Below are 24,028 nucleotides of genomic sequence, written 5' to 3'. Positions count from 1 at the left end.
CGGCGCTGATCCACTGTGGGAGCGAGCCTGCTCGCGAAAGCGATCTTCAGCTCAATACAGATCCACCGGATCAACATCCAGCGACCAGCGCACCGCCCGCCCGCTCGGCATCTGCTCCAGCACCAGCATCCAGCTCGCCAGCAAGCGGTGCAGCGGTGCCCGCGCGGTCGCCTGTAACAACAGCTGGGCGCGATAACGCCCGGCACGGCGCTCCATCGGCGCCGGCACCGGCCCGAGCAACTCGATGCCGCTCAGATTCAATTCGGCCAGCAGGCGTTCGGCCGCGCTGCACGCTTCATCGAGAAAGCCTTCCGCCTGCCCCGGCTTGTGCGCTTCGGCGCGCAACAGCGCCAGATGGGCAAACGGCGGCAACCCCGCGGCGCGGCGCTCGCTCAAGGCTTGTTCGGCAAAGGCGAAATATCCTTGCTCGGTCAGTTGCACCAATAAAGGGTGGTCGGCCAAATGCGTCTGGATGATCACCCTGCCCGGCTCCTCAGCCCGGCCGGCGCGCCCGGCGACCTGGACGATCAACTGCGCCATGCGCTCGCTGGCGCGGAAGTCGCCGGAAAACAGGCCGCCGTCGGCATCCAGAATCGATACCAGCGTCACCCGGGGGAAATGGTGCCCTTTGGCCAACATCTGCGTGCCGACCAGAATGCACGGCTGGCCTTTCTGGATTGTCGCGAACAGCTGATTCATCGCGTCCTTTCGCGAGGTGCTGTCGCGATCGACGCGCAGTACCGGGTAATCCGGGAATAGAATCGCCAGACGCTCTTCGGCGCGTTCGGTACCGGCGCCGACCGGGCGCAGATCGACCTTGCTGCACTTCGGGCACTGGCGTGGCGTGCGCTCAACGTTGCCGCAGTGGTGACAGCGCAACTCGCCGTAACGCTGGTGTACGGTCATGCGCGCATCGCAGCGCGAACACTCGGACATCCAGCCGCAATCGTGGCAGAGCAGGGTCGGGGCAAAGCCGCGACGGTTGAGGAACACCAGCACCTGCTGGCCGTTGGCGAGGGTCTGGCCGATGGCTTGCTGCATCGGCCCGGAAATACCGCTGTCGAGCGGACGGCTTTTCACGTCCAGCCGCAGGAAGCGCGGTTGCTTGGCGCCGCCGGCGCGTTCGTTCAGGCGCAACAGGCCATAGCGACCGGTGTAAGCGTTATGCAGACTTTCCAGCGACGGCGTGGCGGAGCCGAGCACGATCGGGATGTTTTCCTGCCGCGCGCGTACCAGTGCCAGATCGCGAGCGTGGTAGCGCAGACCTTCCTGCTGTTTATAGGAGCCGTCGTGCTCTTCATCGATGATGATCAGCCCGGGATTTTTCATTGGCGTGAACAGGGCCGAACGGGTGCCGATAATAATGTCGGCCTCGCCATCACGGGCGGCGAGCCAGGCTTCCAGGCGTTCGCGATCATTTACCGCCGAGTGCAGCAGGGCGATGCGCGCATTGAAGCGCTGTTCGAAACGCGCCAGGGTCTGCGGGCCGAGGTTGATTTCCGGGATCAGCACCAGTGCCTGTTTGCCGGCTTCGAGGGTTTCGCGGATCAGTTGCAGATAGACTTCGGTCTTGCCGCTGCCGGTGACGCCGGCCAACAGGAAGGCGTGATAGCTGTCGAAGCCAGCGCGAATCGCTTCATACGCCGCGCGTTGTTCGCTGTTGAGCGGCAGCTCCGGTTGTGCCAGCCAGTGTTCATGGCGGACGCCGGGGGCGTGGCGGCGGATTTCGACTTGCACCAGTCCCTTGGCCAGCAGCAGATCGAGGCTGTCCTTGCTCAGCATCAGTTTGCTCAGCAACTGATGGGCGACGCCGTGGGGGTGCTGGGCCAGCGTGGTCAGCGCCTCGCGCTGGCGTGGCGCACGGGCGACTCGCGGGTCATCGACGCTGGCGCCGGGGGCCACCGACCAGAAGCGTTCCTGGCGGGCTTCGGCCAGCTCGCCCTGACGCAGCAGCACTGGCAAGGCCCAGTTCAAGGTGTCGCCGAGGCTGTGCTGATAATACTGCGCCGTCCACAGGCACAGCTTGAACAGCGCCGGCGGCAGCGGTGAAGTCGAGTCGAGGAGGGCCAGTGCCGGTTTGAGTTTTTCTGCCGGCACCTCGCTGGTGTCGGTGACCTCGACCAGAATCCCGATCATCTCGCGCCGACCGAACGGCACCCGCAAGCGCATGCCCGGCTGCAATTGCTCACGCCGCACCCCGGCCGGCGCCCGGTAATCGAACAGGCGGCGCAGAGGCGAAGGCAGGGCAAGGCGCAAAATGGCGTCGGGCACGCGGGGGGATCTCGATACGCAAAATGATCGGATATGCATGACCTGTGGGAGCGAGCCTGCTCGCTAAGGCGGTGGGTCAGGCAACACATGTGTCGACTGCCATGGCGCCTTCGCGAGCAGACTCGCTCCCACAGGGAAGTGCGTTCAAGGCCGGGAGCCTAGCAGACGGTCGGTCTCGGTGACAGCTTGCGCGATTGAAAAGGTCTGGTAGAATCCGCGGCCTAATTACGTGCGGTATTCAACAATAGTGTTGGGTGGCGGCACGCTAGCCTGAGGAAGACACCATGAAAGCCGATATCCATCCGAACTACCCGGAAATTGCTGTTACCTGCAGCTGCGGTAACAAGTTCGAAACTCGTTCGACCTACGGCAAAGCCCTGGCGATCGACGTTTGCAACGAATGCCACCCGTTCTACACCGGTAAGCAGAAGACTCTGGACACCGGCGGCCGTGTGCAGAAGTTCGCAGACCGTTTCGCTACTTTCGGCGTCGGCAAAAAAGCCTGAGGCTGATCATTTTGGATGGTCGTTTCGACTTCTCCAGACTGATGAAAAAGGCGTCCCTTGCGGGCGCCTTTTTTGTGTCTGCGATTTGGCTGTCCGCCGCCCAGGCGTTCTGCCCGACACCCGCAGGGCTGACCAGCGTCAGCGTCAGCGTGCAGCGGGTGGTCGATGGCGACACCCTGCGCCTGAGCGACGGGCGCAATGTGCGCATGATCGGCCTCAATACGCCGGAGCTGGGCAAGCAGGGCCGCAGCGACGAACCGTTCGCCGTGGCGGCGCGTAAACGCCTGCAAGCGCTGGTGGATGAGAGCGGCGGCCGGGTCGGCTTGCGGCCCGGCAAGCAGGCGAAAGACCATTACGGGCGTACGCTCGCGCATGTTTACAGCGCCAGCGGAGTGAATCTCGAAGCGCAAATGCTTGCCGATGGCCTGGGTTTTCACGTTGCGGTCGCGCCGAATGTCGACCTGGTCCCCTGCCAGCAGGCCGCCGAACGCAGCGCGCGACAGGCCGGGCTTGGTCTCTGGCGGCAATCGCCGGTGCAGAAAGCGCAGGAGATCCAGCGTTCAGGCTTTGCCGTAGTCAGCGGTCGGGTGAGCAAGGTGCAGCGCAATCGCGGCGGAATCTGGATCGAGTTGCAGGACAGGGTTGTATTGCGGGTTGCACCCAATCTGCTCGGACGATTTGACAGTGCTGGTCTGGAAGCACTGAAAGGCAGGCAGATCGAGGCGCGTGGCTGGGTGGTTGACCGAACCCGGCGCGGTGGATTGCAAAAAGGTCAGGCGCGCTGGTTGTTGCCGTTGACCGATCCTTCGATGCTGCACGTACCGCGTTGAAGAAAAATTGTAGACATTTTTACAGCTGATTGTGAACAGTCCAGCCCTTGTGCGCCGTGGCTCTTGGCCCAAAGTCGTAGGGCAGGGCGCTTGACAGCGGTGACTGCCCAGTCTTGTGGGGACTTTGCGAGGCGCGTATCCTCGCTGACCAGTCTGTCCAACAGTAAAAAAGCGGAATGCCAAAATGTCTGATCTGAAAACTGCCGCTCTCGAATACCACGCCAATCCTCGTCCGGGGAAGCTGAGTGTCGAGCTCACCAAGGCCACTGCTACCGCCCGCGACCTGTCGCTGGCCTACAGCCCCGGCGTAGCTGAACCAGTACGCGAGATCGCTCGCGATCCTGAACTGGCCTACAAATACACCGGCAAGGGCAACCTGGTGGCAGTCATTTCCGATGGCACCGCGATTCTGGGCCTGGGCAACCTCGGCCCGTTGGCTTCCAAGCCTGTGATGGAAGGCAAGGGCGTGCTGTTCAAGCGCTTCGCCGGCATCGACGTATTCGACATCGAAGTCGACTCGGAAAGCCCGCAAGCCTTCATCGACACCGTCAAGCGCATCTCCATCACCTTCGGTGGCATCAACCTGGAAGACATCAAGGCGCCAGAGTGCTTTGAGATCGAACGCGCTCTGATCGAGCAGTGCGACATTCCGGTGTTCCACGATGACCAGCATGGCACCGCAATCGTGACCGCTGCCGGCATGATCAACGCCCTGGAAATCGCTGGCAAAACCCTGCCGGAAGCAAAAATCGTCTGCCTCGGCGCCGGTGCTGCCGCCATCTCCTGCATGAAACTGCTGGTGAGCATGGGCGCTCGCATCGAAAACATCTTCATGGTTGACCGTACCGGCGTGATCCACTCCGGCCGTGACGACCTGAACCAGTACAAAGCCGTGTTCGCCCACGCTACCGAGAAGCGCACCCTGGCAGACGCACTGGCAGGCGCTGACGTATTCGTCGGTCTATCCGGTCCGAACCTGCTGAGCGCCGAAGGCCTGCTGTCGATGGCGGCCAACCCGATCGTGTTCGCCTGCTCCAACCCGGATCCGGAAATCTCCCCGGAACTGGCGCACGCCACCCGTAGCGATGTGATCATGGCAACCGGCCGTTCGGACTACCCGAATCAGGTCAACAACGTACTGGGCTTCCCGTTCATCTTCCGTGGTGCCCTGGACGTTCGCGCCAAGCGCATCAACGAAGAAATGAAAGTCGCCGCCGCCAACGCCCTGCGCGAACTGGCCAAACTGCCTGTTCCACAGGACGTGTGCGATGCCTACGGCGGTGCTCCGCTGGAGTTCGGCCGTGAGTACATCATTCCGAAGCCAATGGACAAGCGCCTGATCACCCTGATCTCCGACGCCGTGGCCAAGGCCGCGATCGAGACCGGCGTTGCTACTCTGCCGTATCCGAAGAACTACCCGCTGAAAAGCGTGGATGACGTGTTCAACGGCTAAGTCGTTGTAGCGTGTCAAACAAAAGCCCCGGCTCGTGAGAGTCGGGGCTTTTTTATGCCTGAAGATCAAGAGCCCCTCACCCTAACCCTCTCCCAGAGGGAGAGGGGACTGATTGGGGGACGCTTGGGAGCTACGCCGACCTGAATGTATGGTTTTGAATCCATAATCGACACCACACTTTCAGGTCGGTGTTTGACCCCAGACAACTCGGTAAGTCCCCTCTCCCTCTTGGAGAGGGTTAGGGTGAGGGGCTTTTGATCTTCGGGTAATAAAAAGCCCCGCACTTCTCACGAAGACGGGGGCTTTTTGCGGCATCAGGATCAGAACAAATCGATCGGCGCCTGTTCATCCGCCGGCAGCGGGCTGCCTGGCACTGCGCCGTTGCCCAGCTCGTTCACCGACGGCGGCGTGTCTTCGGCCTTGAACAGTTCGAAGTATGCGCCCGGTGTGCTCGGTGTTGCTGCACGGCCGCTGACCGGGTCTACCCGCAGGCTGAGCAAGCCTTCTGGCTCAGGCTGCACATGCGGCGGCTTGTCTTTCAGCGCGGCCGACATGTAATTCATCCATATTGGCAGCGCCACAGTACCGCCGAACTCACGGCGTCCGAGGCTTTCCGGTTGGTCGAAACCAGTCCACACCGTGGTTACGTAATCAGCGTTGTAGCCAGAGAACCAGGCATCTTTCGATTCGTTGGTGGTACCGGTCTTGCCCGCGATGTCACTGCGGCCCATGGCCAGTGCGCGCCGGCCGGTGCCGAGTTTGATTACGTCCTGCAGCATGCTGTTGAGGATGTAGGTGGTACGTCCATCGACAATCCGTTCGGCCACGGCCGGCGCTTGCGGCACTGCCGGATTGGCCGACGCTTCACCGGCAACCGGAGCGGCATTGACCGTGAACGACTCGGTAGCCGGCGCAGCGATACCGTCGGTCGCCGCGCCACCCTGTGGCACGGTCGGCGGGTTGGCGACGAACAAAGTGTCACCGTTACGGCTTTCGATCTTGTCGATGATATACGGAGTGATCTTGTAGCCACCGTTGGCAAAGGTGCTCCAGCCAGTGGCGATTTCCATCGGCGTCAGCGTTGCGGTGCCGAGTGCCAGCGACAGGTTCGGCGGCAGGTCCTGCTTGTTAAAGCCGAAGCGAGTGATGTAGTCGATGGTCTTGCCCACGCCCATGGCCTGCAGCAGGCGGATCGACACCAGGTTGCGCGACTTGTACAGCGCTTCACGCAGGCGGATCGGGCCGAGGAAGGTGTTGGTGTCGTTCTTCGGGCGCCAGACCTTGTCCAGGTACTCGTCGACGAACACGATCGGCGCATCGTTGACCAGACTGGCAGCGGTATAGCCGTTATCCAGCGCGGCGCTGTAAACGAATGGCTTGAAGCTCGAACCCGGCTGACGCTTGGCCTGCATGGCGCGGTTGTAGTTGCTCTGCTCGAAAGCGAAGCCACCCACCAGCGAACGGATCGCACCGTTTTGCGGATCCAGCGACACCAGTGCGCCCTGAGCCTGTGGTATCTGGCTGAATTTCAGCGAATTGTCCGTCTGGCGCTGCACGCGGATCAAATCACCGACCTGCGCCACATCCGACGGCTGGCGCGGGTTGGCGCCCATGCTGTTGGTGTTGAGGAACGGTCGCGCCCATTTCATCGTGTCCCAGGCTACGTGCTCTTCACCGGTGCGGGTCAACACCTGCAGGCCGGTTTTATCGACCTGGGTGACGATCGCAGGTTCGAGGCTGCTGATGGTGCGCTGCTTGGTCAGCTCGCTGGCCCAGGCTTCGCGGGTCTTGCCCGGCAGGCGCGACTCGGGGCCACGGTAGCCGTGGCGCTGGTCGTAGGTCATCAAGCCTTCGTGCAGCGCGGTGTTGGCCATTTCCTGCAGATTGCTCGGCACTGTGGTGGTGACGCGGAAACCTTCGGTGTAGGCGTCGCTGCCATAACGGCCGACCATTTCGGCACGGGCCATTTCGGCGATGTACGGTGCGTTCACTTCCGGGGTCGGTACGTGATAGCTGGCGTTCAATGGCTCGTTGATCGCGGCGGTGTAGTCGGCTTCGCTGATCTTGCCCAGCTTGTACATGCGCCCGAGGATCCAGTCGCGGCGTTCTTTACTGCGCGCCGGGTTGGCCAGCGGGTTGAAACGCGACGGTGCTTTTGGCAGACCGGCGATCATCGCCATCTGCGCCAGGCTGATGTCACGGATCGATTTGCCGTAATACACCTGCGCCGCCGCCTCGATGCCGTAGGCGCGGTTGCCCAGGTAGATCTTGTTGACGTACAGCTCAAGAATCTCGTCCTTGGTCAGCTGTCGCTCGATCTGCAAGGCGAGGAGAATTTCTGTGGTTTTACGCGAGAAGCTGCGCTCGCTGGTGAGGAAGAAGTTCTTCGCCACCTGCATGGTGATGGTGCTGCCGCCGGACTGAATATGTCCGCTCTTGACCAGTTGCGTCGCCGCGCGCATCAGGCTGCTCGGGTCGACGCCATAGTGGTTGGCAAAATTGTCGTCTTCAGCACTTAGTAACGCATTGATGAAGTTGGGCGGAATGTCGGCGAAACGAATCGGTGTACGGCGCATTTCGCCAAATTCTGCGATCAACTTGTTGTCGCTGCTGTAGACGCGCAGAGGAATCTGCAACTGAATGCTTCTCAGCGCCTCCACAGACGGCAAACCCGGACTAAGGTAAAGAAAGGCGCCGCTGAGACCTAAGAGCAGTCCGCAGAAAACGGCGACGATGGACCAACCGAAAAATTTCAGCAGACGAATCAAGGCTTTTGGACATCCAGGGCAAAGAATGAATTTGGCACGGGGCTGCGGTTACACACAGAGCCATCCGCGCTGGCAGTAAAAAGCGGAAAAAATCGCTGGGCATTATAAGCACTTTTCCGTCGGGGGCGTCATTGGCGCTTCTGTCAAGACGGGGGTGAAGGAACGCAATGCGTATTACAGAGTCCGTAACTCACGGAAAGTCATAGGGAATTGGTAGTGCTGGGACTCTTCAATAAAAAGACCAATGCGTTACTGGGGATCGACATCAGCTCCACGTCGGTGAAGCTGCTGGAACTGAGCCGTCAGGGCGAGCGCTACCGGGTCGAGGCCTATGCGGTGGAGCCGTTGCCGGCGAACGCCGTGGTCGAAAAGAACATCGCCGACCTCGAAGGCGTCGGCCAGGCGCTGAGCCGGTTGCTGGTGAAAGCGCGAACCGGGGTCAAGAGCGTGGCGGTGGCGGTGGCCGGTTCTGCGGTGATCACCAAGGTCATCGAGATGGACGCCGGGCTGTCCGACGACGAACTGGAAAACCAGCTCAAGATCGAGGCCGACCAATACATTCCCTATCCGCTGGACGAAGTCGCCATCGATTTTGAAGTCCAGGGCGTCTCGCCGCGCAACCCGGATCGGGTCAACGTGCTGCTTGCCGCCTGTCGCAAGGAAAACGTCGAGGTACGTGAAGCGGCGCTGGCGCTCGCCGGCCTGACCCCGCGGGTGGTGGACGTCGAGGCCTACGCCCTCGAGCGCTCGTTCGGTCTGCTGGCGACGCATCTGGCGGCCTCCCAGGAGCGCCTGACCGTGGCGGTGGTCGACATCGGTGCGACCATGACCACTCTCAGCGTCCTGCACAACGGCAAGATCATCTATACCCGAGAGCAATTGTTCGGCGGACGTCAGCTCACAGAAGAGATCCAGCGCCGTTACGGCCTCACGGTCGAACAGGCGGGCCTGGCGAAAAAACAGGGCGGGCTGCCTGACGATTACGTCAGCGAGGTCTTGCAGCCATTTCGCGAGGCACTGGTGCAGCAAGTCTCGCGTTCGCTGCAGTTCTTCTTCGCCTCCGGCCAGTACAACGCGGTCGACCATATCCTGTTGGCCGGCGGCACCGCCTCGGTGCCCGGCCTGGACCGTCTGATCGAACAGCGGCTGGACACGCCGACGCAGGTCGCCAACCCATTCGCCGACATGGCCTTGGGCAGTAAGGTCAACGCAGGAGCGCTGGCCAGCGACGCGCCAGCCTTGATGATTGCCTGCGGGCTCGCGCTCAGGAGTTTTGACTGATGGCGCGGATCAACCTTCTCCCCTGGCGCGAGGAGCGCCGCGAAGAACGGCGCAAACGCTTTCTGCTGGTACTTATCGGCGTGCTGGCCGGTTCGATCGGCGCGCTGCTGATTGCCGACCAGATCATCACCGCGGCCATCGAGCGGCAGATGGCGCGCAACGATTACATCGGCAAACAGATTGCCGTGGTCGACGAACGCATCAAACAGATCAGCGAACTCAAGGCGCGCCGCCAGCAACTGGTCGAGCGCATGCGCATCATCCAGGACCTGCAGGGCAATCGGCAGATCAGCGGGCGGGTCTTCGACCAACTGGCGCGTACCCTGCCGGACGGCGTGTATTTCACCGATGTGAAAATGGCCGGCAAGACCCTGTCCATCAGTGGCGCGGCGGAGTCGAACAACCGGGTCTCCGAGCTGATGCGCAATCTCGACGCGTCCGACTGGTTCGACGCGCCAAGCCTGAATGAGGTCAAGGCCACCAGCGCTGATCAGGTCGAACAAGCCAACGTCTTCCAGCTGACCGTTCGTCAGACGCAGCCCAAGGTTGTGGAGGACGAGCAATGAACGCCTCCGAATGGCTGCAAAGCCTGCGCAATATCGATTTCAACGACCTCGACACCAGCAACATCGGCTCCTGGCCCCCGGCGGTAAAAACCCTGTGCGGTGCGCTGGTGATGGTGTTGATCCTCGCGCTTGGCTATTACTTCTTCATCAGCGACATGGAAAATCAGCTCGACCTCAAGCGCGAAGAGGAAACCACCCTCAAGGAACAATTCGCCAGCAAGGCGCGGCTGTCGGCGAACCTTGAGCTCTATACCCAGCAAATGAAGGAAATGGAAAACACCTTCGGCGTATTGCTGCGGCAATTGCCCAGCGACACTGAAGTGCCGGGCCTGCTCGAAGACATCACTCGCACCGGTCTGGGCAGCGGCCTGGAATTCGAGGAAATCAAGCTGCTGCCGGAAGTGACCCAGCCGTTCTACATCGAACTGCCGATCCAGATCACCGTGACCGGTGCCTATCACGATCTCGCGACCTTCGTCAGCGGCGTCGCCGGGCTGCCACGAATTGTCACTCTGCACGATTTCGAACTGGCGCCGGCCAATCCCGAGGGCGGGACGAAGCTGCGCATGAGTATTCTTGCCAAGACGTACCGCTATAACGACAAGGGGCTGGAAAAATGACCCCGATTCGTTATCTCGTCCTGCCCATGGTGCTGGCGCTGAGCGGCTGCGGTGGCGGTGATGACTTCAGCGACCTCGACGCGTACCTCAACGAAGTGCGCCTGCGCCCGGCGGGCAGGATTGAACCAACGCCGACATTCCGGTCTTACCCCACATTCACTTACAGCGCCGCCAACCTGCGCAGCCCGTTTTCGCGGCAGGCGAGAGTCGATCTGGCCGGGCAGAAGCACGGCTCGCGCAACGTCAAACCCGACCCCAGCCGGGTCAAGCAATACCTTGAAGGGTTCAATATCGAGCAGTTCGAAATGGTCGGCACGATTGCCAATGCCTCGGGCTCGTTTGCGCTGTTGCGCGGCGCAGGCGGGGTGCATCGCCTGAAGGTCGGCGACTACCTGGGCCGCAACGACGGCCGCATCGTCGCCATCAGCCCTACCCAGGTCGATGTCGTGGAGATCGTGCCCGACGGCGCCGGCGCCTGGCTGGAGCGGCCGCGCACCATTCCTTTGAAAGAGCACTCATAGTGGAAGTCGAACAATGAACAGGATTTTCTCCACCCTCGGTTTTTCGCTATGGATAGCGCTGGTGTCACCGATGGTAATGGCGGCCAGTCTGAAAGCGCTGGATGTCGCCGCGCTGCCGGGTGACCGCGTCGAACTGAAGCTGTCGTTCGACGGCCCGCCACCGCAGCCCAAGGGCTACACAACCGAGTCACCGGCACGCATTGCACTGGATCTGCCGGGCGTGACCAGCCAGATGGCCAACAAGAATCTTGATCTGGGCAGCGGCAACGCGCGCACGGCCACGGTGGCCGAAGCCAAGGATCGCACGCGGCTGATTGTCAGCCTGACGCAGTTGGCGCCTTACAGCACGCGGGTCGAGGGCAATAATCTGTTTGTGGTGGTCGGTCAGGGCGCTTCCGCGACTGCGCCGCGCCCGGCTGCCGTTGCACCGCGTGCCGCCACGGCCGCCACGGCCGCTGCGGCACCTGCCAGACCAGCCGCGCAACGCAGCAGGGCGATTCGCGGTGTCGATTTCCAGCGCGGCACCGAGGGCGAGGGCAACGTGGTCATCGATCTCTCTGATCCGACCATCGCCCCGGATATCCAGGAGCACGACGGCAAGATCATCCTCAGCTTCGCCCGTACGCAACTGCCGGAAAAACTGCGCGTGCGCCTCGACGTCAAGGACTTCGCCACCCCGGTGCAGTTCGTCAACGCAGCGCTCACCGGCGATCGTACGGTGATCAGTGTCGAGCCCAGCGGCACCTTCGACTATTCCACATTCCAGACCGACAACAAGCTCACCGTGAGCGTTCGTCCGATGAGCATCGACGACCTGCAAAAGCGCAACGCCGACCGTCAGGCCTATGTCGGCGACAAGCTCTCGCTGAATTTTCAGGACATCGACGTGCGCTCGGTGCTGCAACTGATCGCGGACTTCACCAATCTCAACCTGGTGGCGAGCGACACGGTGCAGGGCGGCATCACGTTGCGCCTGCAAAACGTGCCGTGGGATCAGGCACTGGATCTGGTGCTGAAAACCAAGGGGCTGGACAAGCGCAAGATCGGCAACGTGCTGCTGGTCGCGCCGGCCGATGAAATTGCCGCTCGCGAGCGTCAGGAACTGGAATCGCAGAAGCAGATCGCCGAGCTGGCGCCCCTGCGTCGTGAGCTGCTGCAAGTCAATTACGCCAAGGCAGCGGACATCGCCAAGCTGTTCCAGTCGGTGACGAGCGCCGAGGCCAAGGTCGACGAGCGCGGTTCGATTACCGTCGATGAGCGAACCAACAACATCATTGCCTACCAGACCCAGGATCGCCTCGACGAACTCCGGCGGATCGTCGCCCAGCTGGATATTCCGGTGCGCCAGGTGATGATCGAGGCGCGCATCGTTGAGGCCAACGTCGATTACGACAAGAGCCTGGGCGTGCGCTGGGGCGGTTCGGTGCAGAACAAGGGCAACTGGAACGCCTCCGGGGTCAACGGTTCGTCGAGCACTATCGGTACGCCGGGCAGCACCGGCACCAACTCGCCGTTCGTCGACATGGGCACGGTCAATAACACTTCGGGGATCGGCATTGCTTTCATCACCGACAACGTACTGCTGGATCTCGAACTGACGGCGATGGAAAAAACCGGCAACGGCGAAATCGTCTCACAGCCGAAGGTGGTCACCTCGGACAAGGAAACCGCGAAGATCCTCAAAGGCACCGAGATTCCCTATCAGGAGGCCAGCTCCAGCGGCGCTACCTCGGTGTCGTTCAAGGAGGCTTCGCTGTCACTGGAAGTCACCCCGCAGATCACCCCGGACAACCGCATCATCATGGAGGTCAAGGTCACCAAGGATGAGCCCGATTACCTGAACAAAGTGCAGGATGTGCCGCCGATCAAGAAAAACGAGGTCAACGCCAAAGTGCTGGTAAATGACGGCGAGACCATCGTAATCGGCGGTGTTTTTTCAAATACTCAGAGCAAGGTCGTAGATAAGGTGCCATTTCTTGGCGATGTGCCGTATCTTGGCCGCCTTTTCCGGCGTGATGTGGTTTCGGAGAAAAAATCCGAGCTGCTGGTATTTCTCACTCCGCGTATCATGAATAACCAGGCGATTGCTGTGAGTCGTTGATTCTGTGCGAAATTTGATACTTGTAGGACCGATGGGTGCTGGCAAAAGCACCATCGGCCGATTGCTGGCCAAAGAGCTGCGCCTGCCGTTCAAGGATTCCGACAAGGAAATTGAGCTGCGCACGGGTGCCAATATCCCATGGATCTTCGACAAGGAAGGCGAGCCCGGCTTTCGTGACCGTGAGCAGGCGATGATCGCCGAGCTGTGCGCGTTCGATGGCGTGGTGCTGGCGACCGGCGGCGGCGCGGTGATGCGTGATGCCAATCGCAAGGCCCTGCATGAAGGCGGGCGCGTGGTGTATCTGCACGCCTCCGTCGAGCAGCAGGTCGGCCGCACCTCCCGCGACCGCAATCGGCCGCTGCTGCGTACCGCCGATCCGGCGAAAACCCTGCGCGACCTGCTCGAGATCCGTGATCCGCTTTATCGGGAAATTGCCGATCTGGTGGTGGAAACCGACGAGCGGCCGCCACGCATGGTGGTGCTCGACATTCTCGACCGTCTCGCGCAGTTGCCACCCCGTTAAAGCATCGCCCGAAATGCGCTATCCTCGGCGTCCTGTCAGCGCCCGCCGAGGGTGTGGCGGATGCCGGGCGAGCGGCGTCATACCGCTACAGGCCGCAGAACACCAATAATTTCAGGGCAGGACGCCTGCTTCCATCTTCACTGTGGGGACACATGCAGACACTCAAGGTCGATCTAGGCGAGCGCAGCTACCCGATTCATATTGGCGAAGGTCTGTTGGATCAGCCGGAACTGCTGGCGCCGCATATCCACGGGCGGCAGGTGGCAATCATCTCCAACGAAACCGTCGCGCCGCTCTATCTCGAACGTCTGACCCGCAGCCTTGCGCAGTTTTCGGTTATCTCGGTGGTGTTGCCTGACGGCGAAGCCTTCAAGAACTGGGAAACCCTGCAACTGATTTTCGATGGTCTGCTGACCGCCCGTCATGACCGCCGCACCACCGTGATCGCCTTGGGCGGCGGGGTGATCGGCGACATGGCCGGTTTCGCTGCCGCCTGTTATCAGCGCGGTGTCGATTTCATCCAGATTCCTACCACGCTGCTGTCGCAGGTCGATTCCTCGGTCGGCGGTAAGACCGGGATCAACCATCCGCTGGGCAAGAACATGGTCGGCGCGTTCTATCAGCCGAACGTGGTGCTGATCGATACCGCATCGCTGAAAACCCTGCCGCAGCGCGAGCTGTCGGCGGGCCTGGCGGAAGTCATCAAGTACGGCCTGATCTGCGACGAACCATTCCTGACCTGGCTCGAAGAAAACGTCGACGCCCTGCGCGCGCTGGATCAAACCGCGCTGACCTATGCGATCGAGCGTTCCTGCGCGGCCAAGGCTGCGGTGGTCGGCGCCGATGAAAAGGAAACCGGCGTACGCGCCACGCTCAACCTCGGCCACACCTTCGGCCACGCCATCGAAACCCACATGGGCTATGGTGTCTGGCTGCATGGCGAGGCGGTGGCGGCGGGCACGGTGATGGCGCTGGAAATGTCCGCGCGCCTGGGCTGGATCAGCGAGCAGGAGCGTGACCGCGGCATTCGTCTGTTCCAGCGGGCCGGTCTGCCGGTCATTCCGCCTGAAGAGATGAGCGAAGCCGATTTTCTCCAACACATGGCAATTGATAAAAAAGTGATCGACGGTCGTCTGCGCCTGGTGCTGCTGCGCCGGATGGGCGAAGCGGTAGTGACCGACGATTATCCGAAAGAGGTTCTACAGGCCACGCTGGGAGCGGATTACCGCGCCCTGGCTCAGCTTAAAGGTTAAAACGATTCCGATGACTAGTTTGCATGCCGACGAGGCGTTTCTCGGCCATTTCCAGTTAAGTCACGACCCGTTCGCGCCACGGGTGCCGGGCTTCAAATTCTTCCCGGCCCAGCGCAAACCGGTGCTGGGTCAACTGCATCACCTGGCGCGTTACAGCCAGTTGCTGCTGGTGGTCACCGGCCCGCAAGGCAGCGGCAAGACCCTGCTGCGGCAGGCGCTGGTGGCCAGCACCAATAAGCAATCGGTGCAGAGCGTGGTGGTTTCCGCCCGTGGCGCCGGTGATGCGGCCGGCGTGCTGCGCCAGGTGGCGCAGGCGCTGGATGTCGCTCAGGCCGAAGTCGGCGCGATTCTCGAGCAGGTGGTGCAACTGGGTCTGACCGGGCAGGAAGTCTATCTGCTCGTGGACGATGCCGAGCAGCTCGACGAGTCCGCGCTGGAAGCATTGATGGCGCTCGGCGCCGGCACGCCGGAAGGTCGTCCGCATGTGTTCCTGTTCGGCGAGTCGTCGCTGATCGCTCAGCTTGAGGCGTTGCAGCTCGAAGAAGAGCGTTTCCACGTCATCGAATTGCAGCCGTACACCGAAGAAGAGACCCGCGAATATCTCGACCAGCGGCTGGAAGGCGCGGGCCGGGGTGTCGAACTTTTCACCGCAGATCAGATCTCTGATATTCACGAAAGCTCCGAGGGCTGGCCGGGCAACATCAACCAGGTCGCTCGCGATGCACTGATCGAAGTCATGATTGCCAGCCGCTCCGCGGTCAAGCGTCCAAGTATGGGGTTCAACATGCCGAAGAAACACGTATTGGCGATTTCCGCCGTCGTTGTGGTCGCGGTTGCCGCCGCCTGGCTGATGCCGGGTCGCAGCAAGGCACCGACCACCGGTGCTCCGGCCAATGAACAGGCGCAACTGCCATTGGGTCAGGGTGCAGCGAACGGCGCCAACCCGTCCGTCGAATTCGCCGGCAACACCCAGCCGATGCCGCTGCCATTGGTCGGCAACTCGCAGCCGGTCATGCGTGGCCCGCTGGCAGAAGCCGCCGGTGGCATCACCGAAGGCGACGACGGCGTGCCCCTGGAAGGCTCCAGCGATACGCCGCCGACCGTAACCACCTCCGCACCGCCTGCGGGCGTTCCGGCCGGTCCCGCGCCGACACCGGCTCCGACTCCTGCCGCCAAACCGGCGCCAACCCCGGCACCGACGCAGATCGCCACAGCCAAGCCTGCTCCGGCCACCCCGGCGCCAGCTGCGAAACCGGCTCCTGCTCCGGCCAAGCCTGCCGACAAGCCCGTTACCGTGGCCAAGGCTGCCGGTGGCAGCTGGTACGCCGGTCAGCCGACCAGCAACTATGTCGTGCAGATCCTCGGCACCAGCTCGGAGACCGCCGCGCAGAACTTCGTCAAGGAGCAGGGCGGCGAGTACCGTTATTTCAAGAAAGTCCTCAACGGCAAGCCGCTTTACGTGATCACCTACGGCAACTTTGCCAATCGTGATGCGGCCGTTTCTGCCATCAAGGCCTTGCCAGCGAAGGTTCAGGCTGGTAAACCTTGGCCTCGCACTGTCGCCAGCGTCCAACAGGAACTGGCAACAACTCGCTGAAGATTCGGCGGCCTTACCCAGGCCGCCTCTCCCGGCACCTCAAAATCTCCATGAGTGCGCGCCGCCTGAAAGGGCCGCGTGCCTTGTGGTGTCTGCGTCACAGTAGTCTTTGAGTCGTTGCGGTCAAAATTAAAAAAGTTTTGACTAGCACAGCAGATCGCTTTAAACCTTTCACAAATGCGACATGAATTTGCGACAGTTCGTCGTCAAATTTGTGAGCCTCTGTGTCGCTGTGTACAATGACCACCCTTTTGCCCCCGCTAAGCCGGCGTACGTTCGGCGCGGAACGCAAGTGGTTGAATTGAAAAGAAATTTGCCTCGAGTAGAGGCAGCCTGGTGAGAAAGTGTCTATGAAAGCAGGTCTGTACCAACCAGATGAATTCAAGGATAACTGCGGTTTCGGCCTGATAGCTCATATGCAGGGCGAGCCCAGTCATACCCTTTTGCAAACGGCCATCGAGGCCCTGACCTGCATGACCCACCGCGGTGGGATTAATGCCGACGGCAAGACCGGTGACGGTTGCGGTCTGCTGATTCAAAAACCCGACGCCTTCCTGCGAGCCATTGCCCAGGAGAGCTTCGGTGTCGAAATGCCCAAGCAATATGCCGTGGGCATGGTGTTCTTCAATCAGGATCCGGCCAAGGCCGAAGCCGCTCGCGAGAACATGAACCGCGAGATCCTCGCCGAAGGCCTGCAACTGATCGGCTGGCGCAAAGTGCCGATCGACACCAGCGTCCTCGGCCGCCTGGCCCTTGAGCGCCTGCCGCAGATCGAGCAGGTCTACATCGGCGGCGAAGGCCTGAGCGATCAGGACATGGCCGTGAAGCTGTTCAGCGCCCGTCGCCGTTCGTCGGTGGCCAACGCCGCTGACACCGACCATTACATCTGCAGCTTTTCGCACAAGACCATCATCTATAAAGGCCTGATGATGCCGGCCGACCTGGCCGCGTTCTATCCGGACCTGAGTGACGAGCGCCTGCAAACCGCGATCTGCGTGTTCCACCAGCGCTTCTCCACCAACACCCTGCCGAAATGGCCGCTGGCGCAGCCGTTCCGCTTCCTCGCCCACAACGGCGAAATCAACACCATCACCGGTAACCGCAACTGGGCGCAGGCCCGTCGGACCAAGTTCACCAATGATCTGATGGATCTGGAAGAGCTCGGCCCGCTGGTCAACCGCGTCGGTTCCGACTCCTCGAGCATGGACAACATGCTCGAACTGATGGTCACCGGTGGCATCGACCTGTTCCGTGGCGTGCGGATGATCATTCCGCCAGCGTGGCAGAACGTCGAAACCATGGACCCGGATCTGCGTGCGTTCTACGAGTACAACTCGATGCACATGGAACCGTGGGACGGCCCGGCCGGCGTGGTGATGACCGATGGTCGCTACGCGGTGTGCCTGCTCGACCGCAACGGTCTGCGTCCGGCGCGCTGGGTCACCACCAAGAATGGTTTCATTACCCTCGCCTCGGAAATCGGCGTGTGGAACTACCAGCCTGAAGACGTGCTCGCCAAGGGTCGTGTCGGCCCTGGCCAGATCTTCGCCGTGGACACCGAAACCGGGCAGATCCTCGATACCGATGCGATCGACAACCGTCTTAAATCCCGTCATCCGTACAAGCAATGGCTGCGCAAGAATGCCCTGCGCATTCAGGCGACCATGGAAGACAACGACCACGGTTCGGCTTTCTACGACGTCGACCAGCTCAAGCAGTACATGAAGATGTATCAGGTCACGTTCGAAGAGCGTGATCAGGTGCTGCGCCCGCTTGGCGAGCAAGGTTACGAAGCCGTGGGCTCGATGGGCGACGACACGCCGATGGCTGTGCTGTCCCAGCGTGTGCGCACGCCGTACGACTATTTCCGTCAGCAGTTCGCGCAGGTGACCAACCCGCCGATCGACCCGCTGCGTGAAGCGATCGTGATGTCGCTGGAAATCTGCCTCGGTGCCGAGCGCAACATTTTCCAGGAGTCGCCGGAACACGCCTCGCGCGTGATCCTCAGCTCGCCAGTGATCTCTCCGGCCAAGTGGCGCTCGCTGATGAACCTCGACCGTCCGGGTTTCGAACGGGCGATCATCGACCTCAACTACGACGAAAGCCTTGGCCTCGAAGCGGCGATCCGCAACGTTGCCGATCAGGCTGAAGAAGCCGTGCGCGCCGGGCGTACCCAGATCGTCCTCAGCGACCGTCATATCGCCCCGGGCAAGCTGCCGATCCACGCTTCGCTGGCGACCGGTGCAGTGCACCACCGTCTGACCGAAAAAGGCCTGCGTTGCGATTCCAACATCCTCGTTGAAACCGCGACCGCCCGTGACCCGCATCACTTCGCCGTGCTGATCGGTTTCGGCGCCTCGGCGGTGTATCCGTTCCTGGCCTACGAAGTGCTGGGCGACCTGATCCGTACCGGTGAAGTCCTGGGCGACCTCTACGAGGTGTTCAAGAACTACCGCAAAGGCATCACTAAAGGCCTGCTCAAGATCCTGTCGAAGATGGGTATCTCGACCATCGCTTCGTACCGTGGTGCGCAGCTGTTCGAGGCCATTGGTCTGTCCGAAGAAGTCTGCGAACTGAGCTTCCGTGGTGTGCCAAGCCGGATCAAGGGTGCGCGTTTCGTCGACATCGAAGCCGAGCAGAAAGCCCTCGCCGTCGAAGCCTGGAGCCCGCGCAAGCCGATCCAGCAGGGCGGTCTGCTGAAGTTCGTCCACGGTGGCGAATATCACGCCTACAACCCGGACGTGGTCAACACCCTGCAAGCCGCCGTGCAGCAGGGCGACTACGCCAAGTTCAAGGAATACACCTCACTGGTGGACAACCGTCCGGTGTCCATGATTCGCGACCTGTTCAAGGTCAAGACCCTCGACACGCCGCTGGACATCAGTGAAGTCGAGCCGCTGGAGTCGGTGCTCAAGCGCTTCGACTCCGCCGGCATCTCGCTGGGCGCACTGTCGCCGGAAGCTCACGAAGCCCTGGCCGAAGCCATGAACCGCCTCGGCGCGCGTTCCAACTCCGGCGAAGGTGGTGAAGATCCGGCGCGTTACGGCACCATCAAGAGCTCGAAAATCAAGCAGGTCGCGACTGGCCGTTTCGGTGTAACCCCGGAATACCTGGTCAACGCCGAAGTGCTGCAGATCAAGGTCGCCCAAGGCGCCAAGCCGGGCGAGGGCGGGCAACTGCCGGGCGGCAAGGTCAACGGGCTGATCGCCAAGCTGCGTTACGCAGTGCCGGGCGTGACCCTGATTTCGCCACCGCCGCACCACGATATCTACTCGATCGAAGACTTGTCGCAACTGATCTTTGACCTCAAGCAGGTCAACCCGCAGGCGCTGGTTTCGGTGAAACTCGTAGCTGAAGCGGGCGTCGGCACCATCGCCGCCGGTGTGGCCAAGGCCTATGCCGACCTGATCACCATTTCCGGTTACGACGGCGGTACCGGTGCTTCGCCGCTGACTTCGATCAAATACGCGGGCGCACCTTGGGAACTCGGCCTCGCTGAAACCCACCAGACCCTGCGCGGCAACGACCTGCGCGGCAAAGTCCGGGTGCAGACCGACGGCGGCCTGAAAACCGGCCTCGACGTGATCAAAGCGGCAATCCTCGGCGCCGAGAGCTTCGGCTTCGGTACCGCGCCGATGATCGCACTGGGCTGCAAATACCTGCGCATCTGCCACCTGAACAACTGCGCCACTGGCGTCGCGACGCAGAACGAGAAGCTGCGCAAGGATCACTACATCGGCACCGTCGACATGGTGGTGAATTTCTTCACCTACGTCGCCGAAGAAACACGTGAGTGGCTGGCCAAGCTTGGTGTGCGCTCCCTCGAAGAACTGATCGGTCGCACTGATCTGCTGGAAATCCTCGAAGGCCAGACCGCCAAGCAACATCACCTGGACCTGACCCCGCTGCTGGGCAGCGATCACATCCCGGCGGACAAACCGCAGTTCTGCGGCGTCGAGCGCAACCCGCCGTTCGATAAAGGTCTGCTGGCGGAGAAGATGGTCGAGCTGGCCTCGTCGGCGATCAACGACCTCAGCGGTGCCGAGTTCGAGCTGGATATCTGCAACTGCGACCGTTCGATCGGCGCCCGGATCTCCGGCGAAATCGCGCGCAAGCATGGCAACCAGGGGATGGCGAAAGCGCCGATCACCTTCCGCTTCAAGGGCACGGCAGGTCAGAGCTTCGGTGTGTGGAACGCCGGCGGTCTGAACATGTACCTGGAAGGCGACGCCAACGACTACGTCGGCAAAGGCATGACCGGCGGCAAGCTGGTCATCGTGCCGCCGAAGGGCAGCGTCTATAAAACTCAGGAAAGCGCCATCATCGGCAACACCTGCCTGTACGGCGCCACTGGCGGCAAGTTGTTCGCCGCCGGCACCGCAGGCGAGCGTTTCGCCGTGCGTAACTCCGGTGCCCACACCGTCGTGGAAGGCACTGGCGATCACTGCTGCGAGTACATGACCGGTGGTTTCGTCTGCGTGCTGGGCAAGACCGGTTACAACTTCGGTTCTGGCATGACGGGTGGTTTCGCCTACGTGCTCGATCAGGACAACACCTTCGTTGACCGGGTCAATCACGAACTGGTGGAAATCCAGCGGATCAGCGGCGAGGCCATGGAAGCCTATCGCAGCCACCTGCAGAACGTGCTGAACGAGTACGTCGCCGAAACCGACAGCGAGTGGGGTCGTGAACTCGCCGAGAACCTCGACGATTACTTGCGGCGTTTCTGGTTGGTCAAGCCCAAGGCTGCCAGCTTGAAAACCCTGCTTTCCAGCACTCGTGCCAACCCGCAGTGATATGCGCCTGAAGAGTTTGATGAGGTTTTAACAATGGCTGAACGTCTGAATAACGACTTCCAGTTCATCGATGTCGGGCGCAAGGATCCGAAGAAGAAACTGTTGCGTCAACGCAAGAAAGAGTTCGTTGAAATCTACGAACCGTTCAAACCCCAGCAGTCGGCCGATCAGGCCCACCGCTGCCTGGGTTGCGGCAACCCGTATTGCGAATGGAAGTGCCCGGTGCACAACTTCATTCCCAACTGGCTCAAATTGGTCGCCGAGGGCAACATTCTTCAGGCCGCCGAGTTGTCGCACCAGACCAATACCCTGCCGGAAGTCTGCGGCCGGGTGTGCCCGCAGGATCGTCTGTGCGAGGGCGCCTGCACCCTCAACGACGGCTTCGGCGCGGTGACCATCGGTTCGGTCGAGAAGTACATCACCGACACCGCGTTCGCCATGGGCTGGCGCCCGGACATGTCCAAGGTCAAGCCGACCGGCAAACGTGTCGCGATCATCGGCGCAGGCCCGGCGGGTCTGGGTTGCGCCGACGTGCTGGTGCGTGGCGGCGTAACCCCGGTGGTGTTCGACAAGAACCCGGAAATCGGTGGCCTGCTGACCTTCGGCATCCCCGAGTTCAAGCTGGAAAAGACCGTGCTGAGCAATCGTCGCGAAGTCTTCACCGGCATGGGCATCGAGTTCCGTCTCAACACCGAAGTCGGTAAAGACGTGACCATGGAACAACTGCTCGCCGAATACGACGCGGTGTTCATGGGCATGGGCACCTACACCTACATGAAGGGCGGTTTTGCCGGGGAGGATCTGCCGGGCGTTTATGACGCGCTGGATTTCCTCATCGCCAACGTCAACCGCAACCTGGGCTTTGAAAAGTCGCCGGAAGATTTCGTCGACATGAAAGGCAAGAAGGTCGTGGTACTCGGCGGCGGCGACACGGCGATGGACTGCAACCGCACGTCCATCCGTCAGGGCGCCAAGTCGGTGACCTGTGCCTATCGTCGTGACGAAGCGAACATGCCCGGCTCGCGCAAAGAGGTGAAGAACGCCAAGGAAGAAGGCGTGAAATTCCTCTACAACCGCCAGCCGATCGCCATCGTCGGTGAAGACAAGGTCGAAGGCGTGAAGGTGGTCGAGACCCGTCTCGGCGAACCGGATGCCCGTGGCCGTCGCAGCCCCGAGCCGATCCCGGGTTCCGAAGAGATCATCCCGGCCGATGCCGTGGTCATCGCCTTCGGCTTCCGCCCGAGCCCGGCGCCGTGGTTCGAACAGTTCGAGATCCAGACCGACAGCCAGGGCCGCGTTGTTGCGCCCGAGCAAGGTCAGTACAAGCACCAGACCAGCAACCCGAAAATCTTCGCCGGTGGCGACATGGTGCGCGGTTCCGACCTGGTGGTGACGGCGATCTTTGAAGGGCGCAATGCGGCTGAAGGGATCCTCGATTACCTGGGTGTCTGATCACTTTCCAAAATTGGAATGGGATTAATTGTGGGAGCGAGCCTGCTCGCGAAAGCGGTGGATCAGTCAACAGAGATGTTGAATGTGAAGCCCTCTTCGCGAGCAGGCTCGCTCCCACAGTTGTTTCTCGGTGTTGCTGATAGCGCATTCCAGCGCGACAAATTGACCCGATAGACAAAAGGCTGACCCACATCCGTGCCTTTTGCCTCGCGCTCTGAGAAAATGCCCGCACTTTTTTTCCGGATGCCGACATGACTGCCCTGAAGAACGACCGTTTCCTCCGCGCCCTGCTCAAGCAACCCGTTGACGTCACCCCTGTGTGGATGATGCGCCAGGCCGGTCGCTACCTGCCGGAGTACCGCGCCAGCCGCGCGCATGCCGGCGACTTCATGAGCCTGTGCATGAATCCGCAATTCGCCTGCGAAGTCACCCTGCAACCGCTCGACCGCTACCCGCAACTGGACGCGGCGATCCTGTTTTCCGACATCCTCACCATTCCCGATGCCATGGGCCAGGGCCTGTACTTCGAGACCGGTGAAGGTCCGCGCTTCAAAAAAGTCGTCAGCACGATGGCCGACATCGAAGCGTTGCCGATCCCGGATCCGCACAAAGACCTCGGCTACGTGATGGATGCGGTCAGCACCATCCGTCGCGAACTCAACGGTCGCGTGCCGTTGATCGGTTTCTCCGGCAGTCCGTGGACCCTCGCGACTTACATGGTTGAAGGCGGCTCCTCGAAAGACTTCCGCAAGACCAAGGCGATGCTCTACGACAACCCGCAAGCCATGCACCTGCTGCTCGACAAATTGGCGCAGTCGGTGACTTCGTACCTCAACGGCCAGATCATGGCGGGTGCGCAAGCGGTGCAGATCTTCGATACCTGGGGCGGCAACCTGTCGGCGGCGGCGTATCAGGAATTCTCCCTGGCTTACATGAAGAAAATCGTCAGCGGCCTGATCCGCGAGAACGACGGCCGCAAAGTGCCGGTGATTCTGTTCACCAAGAACGGCGGCCTGTGGCTGGAAAGCATCGCCGAAGCCGGCGCCGACGCCCTCGGCCTGGACTGGACCTGCGACATCGGCAACGCCCGTGCCCGTGTCGGCGACAAGGTCGCGCTGCAAGGCAACATGGACCCGACCGTGCTCTACGCCAAACCGGAAGCGATCCGCACTGAAGTCGGGCGCATTCTGGCCAGCTACGGCAAGGGCAGCGGCCACGTGTTCAACCTTGGTCATGGCATCACCCCGGAAGTCGATCCGGAACATGCCGGCGCATTCCTGCGTGCGGTGCATGAGCTGTCGGCGCAGTATCACGAGTGATCAGCGCCCAATAAAAAACGCCCGGCCAAGTGCCGGGCGTTTTCTTTTGCACGATCTAATGTCGTACCCAAATCAACTGTGGGAGCGAGCCTGCTCGCGAAAGGGGTGTGTCATTCAACACTGATGTTGCCTGACACAGTGCATTCGCGAGCAGGCTCGCTCCCACAGGGT

16 protein-coding genes are annotated in these 24,028 nt (G+C 61.4%); 14 read left to right on the top strand and 2 right to left on the bottom strand.

Annotation, left to right across the window (positions count from 1 at the left end; all coding sequences use genetic code 11):
• Window positions 1-51 precede the first annotated feature (51 nt).
• On the bottom strand, window positions 52-2,271 hold the full coding sequence (locus AC0Z5Z_RS07020; protein ID WP_236168187.1) for a primosomal protein N': 2,220 nt from the start codon (window positions 2,269-2,271) through the stop codon (window positions 52-54).
• A 284-nt stretch (window positions 2,272-2,555) separates the two neighbouring features.
• Between AC0Z5Z_RS07020 and rpmE the strand changes: the two genes are divergently transcribed.
• The 3 genes from rpmE (at window position 2,556) to AC0Z5Z_RS07005 (ending at window position 5,060) form a co-directional block, all read left to right on the top strand.
• Window positions 2,556-2,777, top strand: coding sequence for a 50S ribosomal protein L31 (gene rpmE / locus AC0Z5Z_RS07015; protein WP_041477565.1), 222 nt, complete (start codon window positions 2,556-2,558; stop codon window positions 2,775-2,777).
• A gap of 41 nt (window positions 2,778-2,818) precedes the next feature.
• Window positions 2,819-3,607, top strand: a complete 789-nt coding sequence (locus AC0Z5Z_RS07010; RefSeq protein ID WP_236168186.1) for a thermonuclease family protein — start codon at window positions 2,819-2,821, stop codon at window positions 3,605-3,607.
• Between the two features lie 184 nt (window positions 3,608-3,791).
• The gene (locus tag AC0Z5Z_RS07005) at window positions 3,792-5,060 is read left to right on the top strand and encodes a malic enzyme-like NAD(P)-binding protein (RefSeq protein WP_016772053.1); all 1,269 of its coding nucleotides are present in this window, start codon (window positions 3,792-3,794) and stop codon (window positions 5,058-5,060) included.
• A 320-nt stretch (window positions 5,061-5,380) separates the two neighbouring features.
• Here the strand turns inward: AC0Z5Z_RS07005 and AC0Z5Z_RS07000 are convergent, their stop codons facing one another.
• The gene (locus tag AC0Z5Z_RS07000; RefSeq protein WP_375709703.1) at window positions 5,381-7,825 is read right to left on the bottom strand and encodes a penicillin-binding protein 1A; all 2,445 of its coding nucleotides are present in this window, start codon (window positions 7,823-7,825) and stop codon (window positions 5,381-5,383) included.
• 219 nt (window positions 7,826-8,044) lie between these two features.
• Between AC0Z5Z_RS07000 and AC0Z5Z_RS06995 the strand changes: the two genes are divergently transcribed.
• The 11 genes from AC0Z5Z_RS06995 (at window position 8,045) to hemE (ending at window position 23,857) form a co-directional block, all read left to right on the top strand.
• Window positions 8,045-9,109, top strand: coding sequence for a pilus assembly protein PilM (locus AC0Z5Z_RS06995; protein ID WP_150741723.1), 1,065 nt, complete (start codon window positions 8,045-8,047; stop codon window positions 9,107-9,109).
• Entirely contained in the window at window positions 9,109-9,675 is a 567-nt protein-coding gene (locus AC0Z5Z_RS06990; protein ID WP_485610905.1) for a PilN domain-containing protein, read from the top strand. Before AC0Z5Z_RS06995 ends, AC0Z5Z_RS06990 begins: the two co-directional genes overlap by 1 nt.
• Window positions 9,672-10,295 (top strand): type 4a pilus biogenesis protein PilO, encoded by a 624-nt coding sequence (pilO, locus tag AC0Z5Z_RS06985; RefSeq protein ID WP_041477570.1) that lies wholly within the window; start codon window positions 9,672-9,674, stop codon window positions 10,293-10,295. Before AC0Z5Z_RS06990 ends, pilO begins: the two co-directional genes overlap by 4 nt.
• Window positions 10,292-10,816 carry a pilus assembly protein PilP gene (locus AC0Z5Z_RS06980; protein ID WP_256808421.1) on the top strand — a complete coding sequence of 175 codons (525 nt, stop codon included), beginning with the start codon at window positions 10,292-10,294 and terminating at the stop codon, window positions 10,814-10,816. The genes pilO and AC0Z5Z_RS06980 overlap by 4 nt, the downstream gene beginning before the upstream one ends.
• A gap of 13 nt (window positions 10,817-10,829) precedes the next feature.
• Complete coding sequence (locus tag AC0Z5Z_RS06975; protein ID WP_056787342.1) at window positions 10,830-12,917, top strand: type IV pilus secretin PilQ; 2,088 nt, start codon at window positions 10,830-10,832, stop codon at window positions 12,915-12,917.
• A 4-nt stretch (window positions 12,918-12,921) separates the two neighbouring features.
• Window positions 12,922-13,440 carry a shikimate kinase AroK gene (aroK, locus tag AC0Z5Z_RS06970; protein ID WP_024011270.1) on the top strand — a complete coding sequence of 173 codons (519 nt, stop codon included), beginning with the start codon at window positions 12,922-12,924 and terminating at the stop codon, window positions 13,438-13,440.
• A gap of 152 nt (window positions 13,441-13,592) precedes the next feature.
• Entirely contained in the window at window positions 13,593-14,693 is a 1,101-nt protein-coding gene (gene aroB, locus AC0Z5Z_RS06965; RefSeq protein ID WP_041477573.1) for a 3-dehydroquinate synthase, read from the top strand.
• A 10-nt stretch (window positions 14,694-14,703) separates the two neighbouring features.
• Window positions 14,704-16,290: an AAA family ATPase gene (locus AC0Z5Z_RS06960; protein ID WP_056787348.1), complete on the top strand. Its 1,587-nt coding sequence runs from the start codon at window positions 14,704-14,706 to the stop codon at window positions 16,288-16,290.
• 350 nt (window positions 16,291-16,640) lie between these two features.
• Complete coding sequence (gltB, locus tag AC0Z5Z_RS06955) at window positions 16,641-21,086, top strand: glutamate synthase large subunit (RefSeq protein ID WP_252868656.1); 4,446 nt, start codon at window positions 16,641-16,643, stop codon at window positions 21,084-21,086.
• A gap of 33 nt (window positions 21,087-21,119) precedes the next feature.
• On the top strand, window positions 21,120-22,538 hold the full coding sequence (locus AC0Z5Z_RS06950) for an FAD-dependent oxidoreductase (protein WP_007909438.1): 1,419 nt from the start codon (window positions 21,120-21,122) through the stop codon (window positions 22,536-22,538).
• A 251-nt stretch (window positions 22,539-22,789) separates the two neighbouring features.
• Window positions 22,790-23,857: a uroporphyrinogen decarboxylase gene (gene hemE, locus AC0Z5Z_RS06945; RefSeq protein ID WP_056787355.1), complete on the top strand. Its 1,068-nt coding sequence runs from the start codon at window positions 22,790-22,792 to the stop codon at window positions 23,855-23,857.
• The last annotated feature ends 171 nt before the right edge of the window (window positions 23,858-24,028 follow it).

The organism is Pseudomonas sp. 1L-E-NC-VB-C3 (assembly GCF_057291535.1).
This window is presented reverse-complemented; position numbering and strand designations above follow the sequence as displayed.

What these genes read in the sequence shown, in the direction of transcription:
- AC0Z5Z_RS06960 (WP_056787348.1), top strand. Translation starts at nt 14,704, where the DNA reads ATGACTAGTTTGCATGCCGACGAGGCGTTTCTCGGCCATTTCCAGTTA.
- AC0Z5Z_RS06980 (WP_256808421.1), top strand. Translation starts at nt 10,292, where the DNA reads ATGACCCCGATTCGTTATCTCGTCCTGCCCATGGTGCTGGCGCTGAGC.
- gltB (WP_252868656.1), top strand. Translation starts at nt 16,641, where the DNA reads ATGAAAGCAGGTCTGTACCAACCAGATGAATTCAAGGATAACTGCGGT.
- AC0Z5Z_RS06975 (WP_056787342.1), top strand. Translation starts at nt 10,830, where the DNA reads ATGAACAGGATTTTCTCCACCCTCGGTTTTTCGCTATGGATAGCGCTG.
- AC0Z5Z_RS07010 (WP_236168186.1), top strand. Translation starts at nt 2,819, where the DNA reads ATGAAAAAGGCGTCCCTTGCGGGCGCCTTTTTTGTGTCTGCGATTTGG.
- aroB (WP_041477573.1), top strand. Translation starts at nt 13,593, where the DNA reads ATGCAGACACTCAAGGTCGATCTAGGCGAGCGCAGCTACCCGATTCAT.
- hemE (WP_056787355.1), top strand. Translation starts at nt 22,790, where the DNA reads ATGACTGCCCTGAAGAACGACCGTTTCCTCCGCGCCCTGCTCAAGCAA.
- AC0Z5Z_RS07005 (WP_016772053.1), top strand. Translation starts at nt 3,792, where the DNA reads ATGTCTGATCTGAAAACTGCCGCTCTCGAATACCACGCCAATCCTCGT.
- AC0Z5Z_RS06950 (WP_007909438.1), top strand. Translation starts at nt 21,120, where the DNA reads ATGGCTGAACGTCTGAATAACGACTTCCAGTTCATCGATGTCGGGCGC.
- rpmE (WP_041477565.1), top strand. Translation starts at nt 2,556, where the DNA reads ATGAAAGCCGATATCCATCCGAACTACCCGGAAATTGCTGTTACCTGC.
- pilO (WP_041477570.1), top strand. Translation starts at nt 9,672, where the DNA reads ATGAACGCCTCCGAATGGCTGCAAAGCCTGCGCAATATCGATTTCAAC.
- AC0Z5Z_RS06990 (WP_485610905.1), top strand. Translation starts at nt 9,109, where the DNA reads ATGGCGCGGATCAACCTTCTCCCCTGGCGCGAGGAGCGCCGCGAAGAA.